Raw genomic sequence first — 13,562 nt, forward strand, 5'->3', positions numbered from 1 at the left:
CGCTATGAGTAAGCCTATTTATCTTGATTATGCCGCCACCACACCGGTTGATCCGCGCGTTGCCGATGCTATGGTCGAATGCCTCACCCGGGATGGTATTTTTGCGAACCCCGCCAGCCGCTCTCATGTTTATGGTTGGCAGGCGGAGGAGCGTGTTGAGATCGCCCGAGCTGAAGTGGCGGGTTTACTGAATTGTGATCCTCGAGAAATTGTTTGGACTAGTGGGGCGACTGAGGCAAATAACCTTGCCCTGAAAGGAATCTTTGAAAAGCTCGACTTTAGTGGGCACCTTGTTACCTCAGCGATTGAGCACAAGGCTATTTTGGACACCGCTAAGTGGTTAGAGGGGCGCGGCGTTGCTGTGACCTACTTGATGCCGGATAGCGACGGCATTATTGCTGCGGATAAAGTCGCAGCAGCAATGACGCCGGAAACCAAGCTCGTCAGCCTAATGTATGTAAACAACGAAGTGGGAAGCGTTAATCCCATTCGTGACATTGCCACTATTTGCGCACAACGCTCGGTATTGTTACATGTCGATGCGGCGCAGGCGGCGGGTAAGCAGTTGCTTGATGTCGGTGTGCTTGGTGTTGATTTGCTGAGTTTGTCGGCGCATAAGTTTTACGGTCCAAAAGGGGTCGGAGCTCTCTACGTTAAGAGGGCAATTCAGCGCGATGTCGCTCCGCAAATGCATGGCGGGGGGCACGAGCGTGGCATGCGTTCGGGTACCCTAGCGACTCACCAATTAGTCGGCATGGGAAAGGCCGCGATGTTGTGTGAGCATTGGCAGTCAGAGGCGCAGCGTTTGTCCCTTCTAAGAGATAGGTTGTGGCACGGTATTGAAGATTTGCCATCAATTACTCGAAATGGCAGTCAGGTTGAGGTTGGCCCTGCGCACCTTAACGTGTGTTTTGGGGGTATTGAAGGCGAGAACTTAATGCTCTCTTTACGCCAATTGGCCGTCTCTAGTGGCTCAGCATGTACGTCTGCAAGCATGGCACCGTCTTACGTACTCAAGGCCATGGGGGTGCAAGACGAGTCGGCGTTGAGCTCGATTCGGATCTCACTGGGCCGGTATACGACGGCCGAGGATATTGATCAAACCATTCAGCACATACGACAAACCGTATTGCAGTTGCAGGAGGCGTCTTAGCCAGCTGCAAGTAGTCTGTCTGTGTCGTCGTACTGTTGCAGTCACGCTGTAATACACTCCGCGGCCAGCAGGTTCTGAACGTGACTCATTTTCGAGTTGCCAAACCAATTGAGTTAAGAATGTTATGACTGAGCAAATTAATGAAGCGCTCAAGAAAGAATATGAAGCCGGTTTCGTTTCTGATATTGAATCTGAAACCTTTGAGCCGGGCTTAGATGAGGATGTCGTTCGTCGCATTTCCGCACTTAAGGGTGAGCCTGAGTGGATGTTGGAGTGGCGACTAAAGGCGTTTCGCATTTGGCAGGAAATGGAAGAGCCAACGTGGGCGCATGTTAAGTACACGCCAGTTGATTACCAAAGTATCTCTTATCACTCCGCACCGAAGAGTATGAAAGATCGTCCTAAGTCGTTAGACGAGGTCGATCCTGAATTATTGGCTACCTATGAAAAGCTCGGTATTCCGTTGGTTGAGCAACAAATGCTTGCCGGCGTTGCTGTTGATGCGGTTTTTGACTCTGTATCAGTTGTCACCACTTTTCGTGAAAAACTTGCCGAAGCGGGTGTGATTTTTTGCTCAATTTCTGAGGCACTTCAAGAGTATCCGGAGCTGGTAAAAAAATATCTGGGCAGTGTGGTGCCGCAACGTGATAACTATTTTGCGGCGCTGAATAGCGCAGTCTTTACGGATGGTTCATTTGTTTATATCCCTAAAGGCACCCGTTGCCCAATGGAATTATCCACCTATTTTCGCATTAATGAGCAAAACACAGGGCAATTCGAACGCACATTAATTGTCGCAGACGAAGGCAGTTACGTCAGTTATTTGGAAGGCTGTACAGCGCCACAGCGAGATGAAAATCAATTGCATGCTGCTGTCGTTGAGCTGGTCGCGTTGGATGGAGCCGAGATTAAATATTCTACGGTACAAAACTGGTATCCGGGTGATGAGCAAGGTCGCGGTGGGATCTACAACTTTGTCACCAAACGAGGTGAATGTCATGCCAATGCAAAAATTTCTTGGACACAAGTAGAAACGGGTTCAGCGATTACCTGGAAATACCCAAGTTGTATTTTGCGAGGTGAGAATAGTGTAGGGGAATTTTATTCGGTCGCTTTGACCCGCGCAGCACAACAAGCGGATACCGGCACGAAGATGATTCATCTCGGTAAAAATACGCGATCCACAATTATTTCTAAAGGAATATCCGCTGGGCACAGCAATAATGCCTACAGAGGCTTGGTGCGAATGGCGCCAAGTGCTGAAGGTGCGCGCAACTATACACAATGTGATTCACTTTTAATCGGTGATCAGTGCGGTGCGCATACTTTCCCGTATGTCGAGAGTCGCAACGCATCGGCCATCGTGGAGCACGAAGCGACTACATCCAAGGTTAGTGATGACCAATTGTTTTTATGCCAACAGCGTGGAATTGATACAGAAAAAGCGGTCTCGATGATTGTGAATGGCTTCTGTAAAGAGGTCTTTAAAGAGTTGCCAATGGAATTTGCGGTTGAGGCCGGCAAATTATTGGAAATCAGTTTAGAAGGTTCAGTTGGCTAGCGGCTAGCGACAGGAAATATCATGTTATCGATTAAGAATTTACAAGCGAAAGTAGAAGACAAACAGATTCTCAAAGGGATTAATCTTGAGATAAAACCCGGCGAAGTTCATGCCATTATGGGGCCCAACGGCGCAGGTAAAAGTACCTTGGGTTACGTGCTTTCTGGTCGTGAAGGCTATGAAGTAAATGGCGGGGCAGTTACCTTAGACGGTAAAGATTTGCTAGATCTAGAGACCGAAGAGCGTGCCCGCGAGGGGTTGTTTCTAGCGTTTCAATACCCGGTGGAAATTCCCGGTGTGAGCAACATGGAATTTATGAAAGCGGCAGTAGATGCTCAGCGACTTTCGCGTGGCGAAGAGGCAATTAGCTCACCTGATTTTTTGAAAATGGCCAAAGCTGCCTGTGCACAAGTTAATTTGCCGTTGAGTTTTTTGAAGCGTGGCGTGAATGAGGGCTTTTCCGGCGGTGAGAAAAAGCGTAATGAAATTATGCAAATGCTTTTGCTGCAACCCAAAATTTGTGTCCTTGATGAGACGGATTCAGGGCTGGATATTGATGCCCTAAAAGTCGTTGCCGATGGCGTAAATAGTCAGCGCTCTGAGGACCGCGCGTTTATTGTTGTAACGCATTACCAGCGTTTGTTAGATTTCATTAAACCTGACTATGTGCATGTGTTAGCAGATGGAAAAATTGCCCGTAGTGGTGATGCTAGCTTAGCCCTCGAGCTTGAGGAGCAGGGTTATGCTTGGCTGGCAGAACGGAAAGAAGAACAAGCACAGCTTGAAGCTAAGGAGTCTTCGTAGTGAGTGCATGGTTAGAAAGTGCGATCGATCGCGCTGAATCAATACAGGACTGGCTGTCACCACGCCGACAGCAGTCGCTTCAGTTGTTGCGTGAACGTCAGTGGCCTAGCCGCAAAGTTGAAGATTGGAAATATACGTCGGTAAAAGCCATAGAAGCAGCCACAGGACAATTGCAGGAAGTCGAGATTCCTTCGGAACTGCCGACGTCCATCGCGGGCTTGGAATGCATCGATGTGTCTTTACAAAATCCATCAGCTATCAACGATCTGCCTCATGGTGTCACTATTTCACCGATCAATGATTCGTGTGAAGCTTGGGCGAGCGAGCTTTTTGGCTCCATCAAGCCCGTGCGGCATATCTTTGGTTTAGTCAATGATGTATTGGCGACCGAAGGGGTGGTCATTGATATCGCGCCTGGTGCGGTAATTGAACAGCCGATTCGACTTATTCGAGCGTTGAGTCAGCAGCAAGAGCATCATGCGCGTGTTTTAGTGCGCATTGGTGAGGGTGCCAAAGCCACGATTATTGAACAGTTTTCTGGGGATGCATTAAGTCTGCACACAACGGTTGCAGAGTATGCCTTAGATGCCCGAGCGGAGTTGGTGCACTACCGTTTTGGTTTGCAGCGCGCTCGAGCGATTGCGTTAGCGGGTAGTCATTTTAGGCTCGGCACTGGCGCAAACCTGCAGTCGACTATTGTTGGTCTCGGTAGTGATTTATCCCGCGTTAATGTTGATGTCGATCACCGAGGCGAACACGCCAATGCGAAGCTCAATGTTATTTACCTGCTGCAAGGTTCAGAGTTGTTTGATTTGCATAGTACTATCGAGCACGCCGTACCAAATTGTACGACGGAAGAAAACGTGCGCGGTATTGTTGCCGATAAAAGTCGAGCGGTCTTTAACGGTCGCATCCACATACATCGCGATGCGCAAAAAACCTTAGCTGAGCTAAATAACCGTAATCTATTGCTGTCTAATACCGCCGAAGTAGACACCAAGCCGGAATTAGAAATCTACGCCGACGATGTGCGCTGCGCGCATGGCGCAACGGTTGCTGAGTTGGATAAAAAAGCGTTGTATTACATGCAGTCGCGAGGAGTTAGTGTTCAGCAGGCGAAGATTATGCTGAACTTTGGTTTCATCAACGAATTGGTAGAGCAAATGCCGCATGGTGAATTGGCCGAGTGGTTGCAGCCCCAATTACGTGAACTGTTTGTGGACATGGTCTCTGACGAGTTGAATAAATAGGGGGTGGCAGTGAGTTTTGATGTTCAAGCGCTGCGCAAAGAATTCCCTATTCTCAACCGCGCTATCGATGGCAAGCCGCTTATTTATTTTGACAATGCCGCGACTACGCAAAAACCGCTGTCTGTTATTGACTCAATTGTTGACTATTACACACACCACAACAGCAACGTGCATCGCGGCGCGCACCGGTTGGCTGATGAAGCAACACAAATGTTTGAACAAGCGCGCGAAGTTGTTGCGCGGTTTATGAATGCTAAGTCAAGCCGCGAGATTATTTGGACAAAGGGCACCACTGAAGCAATCAATATTGTTGCCAATGGCGCAGCGCAAATCCTCAAACCCGGGGATGAAATTGTGGTCACGGAAATGGAGCATCATGCTAATTTGGTGACGTGGCAACAGGCTGCATTGCGCAGTGGGGCAGAGCTTAAAGTAGCTCCGATTTCAGACAGTGGTGAGCTGGACCGGGAAGCTTATCGTTCGCTGCTGTCCACTAAAACGCGCCTCGTTGCATTTCCTCATGTGTCCAATGCGTTGGGTACAGTAAACCCCATCGCCGATTTGTGCCGTGAAGCGAAAGATGTTGGTGCAATGGTTTTAGTGGATGGGGCGCAAGGAATTGCGCATTTTGCTGTAGATGTTCAGTCCATCAATTGTGACTTTTATGCGTTTTCGGGGCACAAATTATTTGGCCCGACGGGTATTGGTGCATTGTGGGGCCGCGAAGACGTCTTAAAAGATTGGCCAGTGTGGCAAGTGGGCGGTGAGATGATTGAAACAGTGACCTATCAATCTTCCACTTGGAATGTCTTACCTTATCGCTTTGAAGCCGGGACGCCTAATATCGCAGGTGCCATAGCGATGGCTCGCGCGATTGAGTGGTTTCAAACGCTACCATTGTCCGATGTTCAGCAACACGAAGAGGCATTGTTAGCGAGGGCCTCTGAGCTAGCGACGGACTTCTCTGGTTTACGAGTAGTCGGTGAAGCCAAAGAAAAGGTTGGCGTTTTGAGTTTTGTCATGGCCGCTGGGCACCCTGCGGATATCGGTTTTCTTCTTGATCGCCAGGGAATAGCAATTCGCACCGGGCATCACTGTGCTGAACCGTTGATGCAGCGATTGGGTGTTCCCGGTACTGCGCGGGCTTCGTTTTCGATTTATAACACGCTTGACGAAGTCGAGCAGTTTTTCGTCGCGCTAAAAAAAGTCAGTGCGATGCTTGAATGAATATAGTTTCCTTTAATGACTGAAAGGATATTGAATGACAGTTACAACTTTTGACCCTGCCGCTCCCGCGATTCATATCACAGAGTCCGCGTTGACGCATTTTGAAAAGAAATTAGCGGCCGGGGGTGACGATAAGAAGCTTTTGCGTTTGAGTACCGAAGAAAGCGGCTGTACGGGCTATGCGTATGTTCTCGATATGGTTTCTGAGGCAGAGGAGAACGATGTCCTCATTGAATCCAGTGATACGATTACGTTGGCGGTTGCAGGTGATGCCATTGATATGCTGCGGGGCACAGAAATAGATCTTGTCACCGAAGGTGTAAACCGCGTTGTGAAATTTAATAACCCCAATGTCGTAGCCGAGTGCGGTTGCGGCGAAAGCTTTAGCGTTAATTAGTTGTAGGGGTTGGCTAGATGCAGCAATCTATGGTGGTAACTCAGCGAGAATGCCCTGCGCGGCGCGTTCCGTCTGGCGAGCCTGTAGCTATTCCGGCTGGTGAGTTTCTCTCGATAAAGCAAGCGTTGGGAGGTAATTACACCGTCACTTGGCAAGGCAATATGTTGCGTATTGATGGTACTGATGGTGATGCTATAGGCCAACAGCCTGAGCAGCTTGAATTTGCTGATCACGGCGGCGAATTGATTCAAGAAGATCAAGTTTGGCAGGCATTGGATACTATTTTTGACCCCGAGATCCCGATCAGTATTGTCAGTCTTGGTTTGGTCTATAAGGTCTTAATAGACCAAGTAGAAAAACGAGTTACTGTTGAAATGACGCTAACGGCTCCCACTTGTGGTATGGGGCCTGTGCTGGTGTCAGATGTGCAATACCGCGTGCAGAAGGTGCCGAACGTAGGGGGTGTGAAAGTAGAGCTGGTGTTTGACCCGCCCTGGACCCGCGATATGATGAGCGAAGAGGCTCAACTTGAAGCAGGGTTGTATTTTTAGTTCATCTTTCTGTAATCTCGCGCCTCCATTGTCCCCCTCAAGCGAATTTTTGCTATGTCTATACCGTCCACAGAAACCATTCTTGAAGATCTCGAATTCTTTGATGACTGGGAAGAGCGCTACAAATACATCATCGATCTAGGTAAGGCGCTCACGCCAATGCCTGAAGATCTGCATACACCAGAGCGATTGGTTAAAGGTTGCCAAAGTAATGTATGGATTGAAGTGATCGGGGATGGTGATCGCTTAAGTTTTCTGGTTGATAGCGATGCGGTTATCGTGCGTGGTTTACTGGCGTTGGTGATGGCCGCGTATCAAGACAAATCGCCTCGCGACATTCTGGCATTTGATATTGACGGCTATTTTGGGTCGCTGGACCTGGAGCGTCATCTCAGTCCGACTCGAGGTAATGGGTTGCGAGCGATGGTGGCTAGAATTCAATCGATAGCAAATGCCGCTCTATAGTCTCGACTAGGCCTGAGGAACTCTGCTCTCAGCCTGACATCTATTTGTAAAATCAATACCTTATATCTCCCTCAGTCCTGGTTGCAGCGGTTGCTGTAGCGGGGCCAACTCTATAAAATTGGCGGGTTTTTGACTAGCCAAATGAGCGTCTGCGCGGGCGTCAGCTCAAAGTGCGATATTTTGCTCGGTGGCGGAGAAAAAACCTTAATTATCAATGGTTTGCAAAATGGTATGCAGGCCACCAACTTGACCCTATCGTGGAGACCCTCAATGGCGATTGAACGCACCCTATCTATCGTGAAGCCAGATGCAGTTGCAAAGAATGTAATTGGCAAAATTTACAGCCGTTTCGAAGACGCTGGCCTACAAATCGTTGCTGCAAAAATGCTTCATTTGTCTCAAGAACAAGCTGAAGGCTTTTACGCTGAGCACAAAGAGCGCCCATTTTTTAAAGATTTGGTTGCTTTCATGACTTCTGGCCCTGTTACCGTTCAAGTGTTGGAAGGTGAAGGCGCGATTGCTAAAAACCGTGACTTGATGGGTGCTACTAACCCACAAGAAGCGGCGGCCGGCACTATCCGAGCGGATTTCGCTTCTTCAATCGACGCCAATGCGGTACACGGTTCAGATAGCTCTGCTTCTGCAGAGCGTGAAGTGGCTTACTTCTTCAACGCTGAAGAAATCTGCCCTCGTTAATTAGCGTGAGCTAAACAACATTGAGTAACACCATGACGCAAGCAGTAGAAATCAATCAACCGGTGGAAGGTAAGGTGAATATCCTCGGGATGTCACAGCCGCAGCTCGAGGACTTTTTTCGGTCTTTGGGTGAGAAGCCGTTTCGTGCGTCGCAGCTGATGAAGTGGATTCATCAGCTGGGTGTTACCGATTTTGCAGAGATGACCAACATCAGTAAACCTCTGCGTGAAAAGTTAGTAGACGTTGCTGATATAAGTTTTCCTGAAGTCATTCGCGAATGGGATTCCAGCGACGGTACTCGAAAGTTTTTAATGAAAGTCTCGGGCGGTAGTTCCGTAGAGACGGTATTTATTCCTGAAGGCGACCGTGGGACCTTATGTGTGTCTTCGCAAGTGGGTTGCTCTTTAGATTGCAGTTTTTGCGCGACCGGCAAGCAAGGCTTCCAGAGAGATCTGACAGCATCGGAAATTATTGCCCAAGTGTGGTTGGCCGCGAAATCGCTGGGCCAATTTGAAGGCGAGCGCCGCCGTCGAGTCACCAATGTGGTGCTGATGGGAATGGGCGAGCCGCTATTGAATTTCGACAATGTGGTGGCAGCAATGCACATCATGATGTCAGACTTTTGCTATGGTATTTCCAAACGTCGCGTGACACTCAGTACATCGGGCGTTGTTCCTCAGTTGGATAAGCTGATTGGTTTAACGGATGCTTGCCTGGCGATTTCCTTACACGCTCCGAATGATGAGTTACGAAATCAGCTGGTACCCATCAACAAAAAATACCCCATAGCCATGTTGTTGGATTCGGCAAAGCGTTACATTGAGGCGCTTCCTGATAACCGACGCAAAATTACAATTGAATACACCTTGATTGATCAGGTTAATGATCGCCCGCATCATGCTCGCGAATTGGTGCATCTGCTGAAGAATATTCCAGTAAAAATTAATTTGATCCCGTTCAATCCATTCGCTCTATCCGATTACAAACGGGTGAAGCCAAAAGCATTGAAGCAGTTTCAAGATATTTTGATCAAAGCGGGATATACCACCACGATTCGAACGACGCGCGGTGATGATATTGACGCTGCATGTGGTCAGCTCGCTGGCGAAGTAAACGATAAAACACGCCGAAGTGAACGTTATCGACAGCAAATGCCATTGGATAAAAATATTATTTCATCGGATCGCGAAGTAGGGCGACCACCTGTACGTTAATAGCGAGAGACCATTGGAGTAAATGATCAATGCGTAATCTGTTCGTAAAAATAATAATTGCTTTAACGACGCTTCACTTGGCTGCCTGTGTCACAGTGATGGAGGATGGTGGCACATTAGAGGTTGATGAAAAGAAAGCGATTCAGTCCTACGTTGACCTTGGTTTAAATTATATTCGCGTGGGTAACCGGGATTCTGCTCGGCGTAGTTTACAAAAAGCATTGGAATTAGATAAGCGTTCCAGTCCCGCCAATGAAGGCATGGCTTTACTTTATCAATTGGAAGGTGAGAAAGAAGTCGCTGAAGACTACTTCAAAAAAGCGATCCGTTATGATTCTGACAACTCACGTGCTCGAAACAACTATGGCAGCTTTCTCTATGAGCACGACCGTTACGATGAGGCCTACGAGCAGTTTGAAGAAGCCAGTAAAGATCTAAGTTACGCACAGAGACCTTACGCCCTAACAAACTTGGGGCGAACAGCCGCAGCCATGGGGAATGAAGAGCGGGCTGAAGCGGCATTTCGTCACGCCTTGAGTCTCAATTCTAAATTGCCTATCGCGCTTGTAGAGTTGGCTGATATTACCTATAAAAACCGCAACTATAGTGAAGCAAAAAAATTGATTGACCAGTATGGCAAGGTTACTCGCCACTCTCCGCGCACCTTATGGCTAGGTATTCGGATTGAGCGCACGTTTGGTAACCGTGATAAAGAAGCGAGCTATGCGTTGCAGTTGAAGAGTCTTCACCCTTACTCGAAAGAGTATCTTGAGTATAAGCGAACAACTGAAGGTGCTATCCAGTAATGTCTGACGAAAATGACACAATCGTGACAACGTCAACCGACAGCGCGCTGCCAGAAAATACTCCGGGAAATATGCTCAGGCAGGCGCGAGAACAATCAGGACGCTCTCTTGAATCGATTGCTGCCGAATTGAATTTAACCGTGGATAAGCTGCGCGCGATAGAAGCTGATGAATACGATAAGCTAGCATCTCATGTGTTTGCTTTAGGGTATATTAAGCGATGCGCTAAGATTTTGGCTGTAGATGAAAACCAAATTGCTGCACGCTTTAATCAGCTAACCAAGCCGCAGATTGAAAGCAGTGAAGAAGAAGTGCCAGAACCGTCTTCATCCATCTCCAACGGTGTTAAGCCCCAGCTCATGATGCCTGCTGTGGTATTTGGTGCAGCACTCATTATCTTGATCGGAGTATTCACCTTCTCTTCGGACAATTCAGAGGAGCAGCTGCCTGTTCCGGTGAAACAGTCTGAAACATCAGATGAGATACGTGAGCAGCCAGATAGTGATTCCGAGATGGCGGGCGCTACGGAAAATACTAATTCGGTTGCCAATGAAATTTTAAGTCCAGTGGGTACAGTGCCGTCAGCGCTTACTGAAGCAGAAGTGTCGGCGATGGAAAATGTCGCTCCTAGTGCGCAGGTTGTTACCAACAATGTTGCCACTTCTACGCCTGCTAGCGAAGAAACAACAACCCCCGAGCCAGTGTCAACCGGCGACGGGTCATTTGATTTGGTGAGAAAGCAGCTGAGTTTTTCTTTTTCGGAAGACTGCTGGTTAAAAGTGACAGACGGTACCGGAGAAGTGCTCCATGCGCAGCTTCAAACGGCTGGTTCGAACCTTGTCCTAGAATCTATTGTGCCAACCCAGATCATGTTGGGTAATGCACGTGTTGTGAGTCTCGATGTGGCTGGCGAGCCATTTGCCATAAACCCGCTGCCAGGCCGAGATACGATTAAGTTTGTTATCGAATAATTCATTGTGTGAATTGCTGTAGTTGAGTATGCATAATCATTGCCCTATAAAACGACGGAAATCTCGGCAGATCATGGTCGGTAATGTACCGGTAGGTGGTGACGCCCCTATCAGTGTGCAGAGTATGACTAACACCGAGACCACAGACGTCGAAGCCACGGTGGCTCAAATCAAGCGCATCGAAGATGCAGGTGCCGATATCGTTCGTGTGTCCGTGCCGACGTTAGACGCCGCGGAAGCATTTGGTGAAATAAAAAAACGCGTTGCAATTCCGTTGGTCGCCGACATTCATTTCGATCATACCATTGCGTTACGCGTTGCTGAGTTGGGTGTCGATTGTTTGCGTATTAACCCAGGCAACATCGGCAAGGAAGAAAAAATTCGCGCCGTAATTGAAAAGGCCCGTGACAACAATATTCCAATTAGGATTGGCGTCAATGCGGGTTCTCTCGAAAAAGACATACAGCGCAAGTATGGCGAGCCTACCCCGCAAGCCCTCGTCGAATCAGCTTTGCGCCATGTCGAGATTTTGGCAAAGCATAACTTTGATAATTTTAAAGTCAGCGTAAAAGCATCGGATATTTTTATGGCAGTAGATGCCTATCGAGAGCTGGCTAAATTGATTGAGCAACCGCTGCACCTAGGTATTACTGAAGCTGGTGGGCTGCGTAATGGCACTGTTAAATCGTCAATTGGTTTAGGCGCGTTGTTGATGGATGGTATTGGTGACACTATTCGGGTGTCACTTGCAGCTGACCCTGTGGAAGAGGTCAAAGTTGCGTGGGATATGCTCAAGAGTTTAAAACTGCGTAGTAAAGGTATTAACTTTATTGCCTGCCCAAGTTGCTCGCGTCAGAACTTTGATGTCATCAAAACCATGAACGAGCTAGAGAACCGCCTAGAAGACATTACCACCCCAATGGATGTGGCGGTTATTGGCTGTATCGTTAATGGTCCCGGGGAAGCCAAGGTGGCGGATATTGGCCTCACTGGCGGGACACCAAATAGCATGATTTTTGTCGATGGGGATACCAAACAGCGCATTCCTAGCAGTGATGTGTTGGATCAATTCGAATCGGCTATTCGCGAGAAGGCTAAAACGAAGCAAGCTGAACTTGATCAGCTCATCGCATCTGATCTCAATGGTTGAGATCTCTTTGTTTCGATCTCTTTGCTTTAGAGTAATAAGGAATTCTTTTGAGTAAGTTTCAATCGCTCCGTGGTATGAATGATTGTTTACCGACGGATACGCCAGTTTGGCAATACCTAGAAAGTACTGTGTCGCGATTATTTGCGCGCTATGGTTACCGTGAAATACGGGTGCCGCTGGTTGAAAGCACAGACTTGTTTAAGCGCTCCATCGGCGAGGTGACTGATATTGTCGAAAAGGAAATGTACACCTTTAAAGACTTGAGCGATGAAAGCATTACTTTACGGCCCGAGGGAACTGCGTGCGTCGTGCGCGCGTGCCAACAACACGGCTTGTTGCACAACCAAACACAAAAAGTGTGGTACCACGGCCCCATGTTTCGCTATGAAAAGCCGCAGAAAGGACGGCAGCGCCAGTTCCATCAAATGGGTGTTGAAATCTTTGGTTTTCAAGGGCCGGATATTGATGCTGAAATTATTATGATGACGGCGCGCTTATGGAAAGAGCTGGGCCTTAGCGATGTGGTGACATTACAGCTCAATAGTTTAGGCACCTTAGAAGCGCGTAATGCTTATAAAGCGAAGTTGGTTGAATTCCTCAACGGAATTCGCGATCAGCTCGATGAAGATAGCCAGCGTCGCATCGATTCTAATCCTCTGCGCGTACTCGATAGCAAAGATAAAAAAACACAAGCGTTGTTAGCTGATGCACCAGACCTTCTCGATCATCTCGATGAAGAATCTGCGGAACACTTTGCACAATTGCGTGCCTTATTAGACGCAGCCGGTATTCACTACCAAGTGAATTCACGCTTAGTACGTGGTCTCGACTACTACGGTAAAACAGTATTTGAATGGGTGACTGAAGCCCTGGGCGCGCAAGGCGCTGTCTGTGCCGGCGGACGCTACGACGGTCTGGTGCAACAACTGGGTGGACGAGCGACCCCTGGCGTCGGTTTTGCTATGGGTGAAGAGCGTTTGGTGTTGTTGCTGCAAGAATTAAATCTAGTACCAGATAGTGTTAACCAACAAGTGGATGTTTTTATCGCCTACGAGTTGGAATGTTTGCAAGGTGCAATGCTGCTGGCTGAGAATTTACGAGAACAGCTGGGTGATTTACGTATACAAACCCACTTCGGTGGCGGTTCGTTCAAAAGCCAAATGAAAAAGGCTGACAAGAGTGGCGCAGCCGTTGCGCTATTAATCGGTGAAACCGAACAGGCCAATAGCAGTGTGACGGTTAAGTGGTTGAGAGAAGATAAACCGCAACAGACAGTGGCGACATCAGAATTATTAAAATTATTACAATCTCTATAGG

General features: G+C 48.1%; 14 protein-coding genes. All 14 read left to right on the forward strand.

Annotation, left to right across the window (positions count from 1 at the left end; translation table 11 throughout):
* Positions 1 to 4 precede the first annotated feature (4 nt).
* The 14 genes from ACZ5NB_RS05620 (at position 5) to hisS (ending at position 13,561) form a co-directional block, all read left to right on the forward strand.
* Entirely contained in the window at positions 5 to 1,153 is a 1,149-nt protein-coding gene (locus tag ACZ5NB_RS05620) for an aminotransferase class V-fold PLP-dependent enzyme (RefSeq protein WP_460232012.1), read from the forward strand.
* A 124-nt stretch (positions 1,154 to 1,277) separates the two neighbouring features.
* A complete protein-coding gene (gene sufB, locus ACZ5NB_RS05625) occupies positions 1,278 to 2,714 on the forward strand; it encodes a Fe-S cluster assembly protein SufB (protein WP_460232013.1) in 1,437 nt (478 codons plus the stop codon).
* 30 nt (positions 2,715 to 2,744) lie between these two features.
* Entirely contained in the window at positions 2,745 to 3,518 is a 774-nt protein-coding gene (gene sufC / locus ACZ5NB_RS05630; RefSeq protein ID WP_460232091.1) for a Fe-S cluster assembly ATPase SufC, read from the forward strand.
* Positions 3,518 to 4,768 (forward strand): Fe-S cluster assembly protein SufD, encoded by a 1,251-nt coding sequence (sufD, locus tag ACZ5NB_RS05635; protein WP_460232014.1) that lies wholly within the window; start codon positions 3,518 to 3,520, stop codon positions 4,766 to 4,768. The genes sufC and sufD overlap by 1 nt, the downstream gene beginning before the upstream one ends.
* Positions 4,769 to 4,777: 9 nt before the next feature.
* Complete coding sequence (locus tag ACZ5NB_RS05640) at positions 4,778 to 5,995, forward strand: aminotransferase class V-fold PLP-dependent enzyme (RefSeq protein ID WP_460232015.1); 1,218 nt, start codon at positions 4,778 to 4,780, stop codon at positions 5,993 to 5,995.
* 34 nt (positions 5,996 to 6,029) lie between these two features.
* Positions 6,030 to 6,392, forward strand: coding sequence for a HesB/IscA family protein (locus tag ACZ5NB_RS05645; protein WP_460232016.1), 363 nt, complete (start codon positions 6,030 to 6,032; stop codon positions 6,390 to 6,392).
* Positions 6,393 to 6,409: 17 nt separating this feature from the next.
* A complete protein-coding gene (gene sufT, locus ACZ5NB_RS05650; RefSeq protein WP_460232017.1) occupies positions 6,410 to 6,943 on the forward strand; it encodes a putative Fe-S cluster assembly protein SufT in 534 nt (177 codons plus the stop codon).
* Positions 6,944 to 6,997: 54 nt separating this feature from the next.
* Positions 6,998 to 7,408, forward strand: a complete 411-nt coding sequence (locus ACZ5NB_RS05655) for a SufE family protein (RefSeq protein ID WP_460232018.1) — start codon at positions 6,998 to 7,000, stop codon at positions 7,406 to 7,408.
* Positions 7,409 to 7,678: 270 nt separating this feature from the next.
* Positions 7,679 to 8,104, forward strand: a complete 426-nt coding sequence (gene ndk, locus ACZ5NB_RS05660; RefSeq protein WP_460232019.1) for a nucleoside-diphosphate kinase — start codon at positions 7,679 to 7,681, stop codon at positions 8,102 to 8,104.
* 32 nt (positions 8,105 to 8,136) lie between these two features.
* Positions 8,137 to 9,318, forward strand: a complete 1,182-nt coding sequence (gene rlmN / locus ACZ5NB_RS05665; RefSeq protein ID WP_460232020.1) for a dual-specificity RNA methyltransferase RlmN — start codon at positions 8,137 to 8,139, stop codon at positions 9,316 to 9,318.
* A gap of 29 nt (positions 9,319 to 9,347) precedes the next feature.
* Entirely contained in the window at positions 9,348 to 10,124 is a 777-nt protein-coding gene (gene pilW / locus ACZ5NB_RS05670) for a type IV pilus biogenesis/stability protein PilW (RefSeq protein WP_460232021.1), read from the forward strand.
* Complete coding sequence (locus ACZ5NB_RS05675) at positions 10,124 to 11,095, forward strand: RodZ domain-containing protein (RefSeq protein WP_460232022.1); 972 nt, start codon at positions 10,124 to 10,126, stop codon at positions 11,093 to 11,095. The genes pilW and ACZ5NB_RS05675 overlap by 1 nt, the downstream gene beginning before the upstream one ends.
* 28 nt (positions 11,096 to 11,123) lie before the next feature.
* Positions 11,124 to 12,245, forward strand: a complete 1,122-nt coding sequence (ispG, locus tag ACZ5NB_RS05680; RefSeq protein WP_460232023.1) for a flavodoxin-dependent (E)-4-hydroxy-3-methylbut-2-enyl-diphosphate synthase — start codon at positions 11,124 to 11,126, stop codon at positions 12,243 to 12,245.
* A gap of 47 nt (positions 12,246 to 12,292) precedes the next feature.
* The gene (gene hisS, locus ACZ5NB_RS05685; protein ID WP_460232024.1) at positions 12,293 to 13,561 is read left to right on the forward strand and encodes a histidine--tRNA ligase; all 1,269 of its coding nucleotides are present in this window, start codon (positions 12,293 to 12,295) and stop codon (positions 13,559 to 13,561) included.
* Position 13,562: the final 1 nt, after the last annotated feature.

The organism is Aurantivibrio plasticivorans (genome assembly GCF_055392955.1).

Excerpts from the sequence above, each read along its gene's own strand:
- sufB (WP_460232013.1), top strand. The coding sequence starts at position 1,278 with ATGACTGAGCAAATTAATGAAGCGCTCAAGAAAGAATATGAAGCCGGT.
- pilW (WP_460232021.1), top strand. The coding sequence starts at position 9,348 with ATGCGTAATCTGTTCGTAAAAATAATAATTGCTTTAACGACGCTTCAC.
- ACZ5NB_RS05645 (WP_460232016.1), top strand. The coding sequence starts at position 6,030 with ATGACAGTTACAACTTTTGACCCTGCCGCTCCCGCGATTCATATCACA.
- ACZ5NB_RS05675 (WP_460232022.1), top strand. The coding sequence starts at position 10,124 with ATGTCTGACGAAAATGACACAATCGTGACAACGTCAACCGACAGCGCG.
- ACZ5NB_RS05655 (WP_460232018.1), top strand. The coding sequence starts at position 6,998 with ATGTCTATACCGTCCACAGAAACCATTCTTGAAGATCTCGAATTCTTT.
- rlmN (WP_460232020.1), top strand. The coding sequence starts at position 8,137 with ATGACGCAAGCAGTAGAAATCAATCAACCGGTGGAAGGTAAGGTGAAT.
- ACZ5NB_RS05620 (WP_460232012.1), top strand. The coding sequence starts at position 5 with ATGAGTAAGCCTATTTATCTTGATTATGCCGCCACCACACCGGTTGAT.
- sufT (WP_460232017.1), top strand. The coding sequence starts at position 6,410 with ATGCAGCAATCTATGGTGGTAACTCAGCGAGAATGCCCTGCGCGGCGC.
- ispG (WP_460232023.1), top strand. The coding sequence starts at position 11,124 with ATGCATAATCATTGCCCTATAAAACGACGGAAATCTCGGCAGATCATG.
- ndk (WP_460232019.1), top strand. The coding sequence starts at position 7,679 with ATGGCGATTGAACGCACCCTATCTATCGTGAAGCCAGATGCAGTTGCA.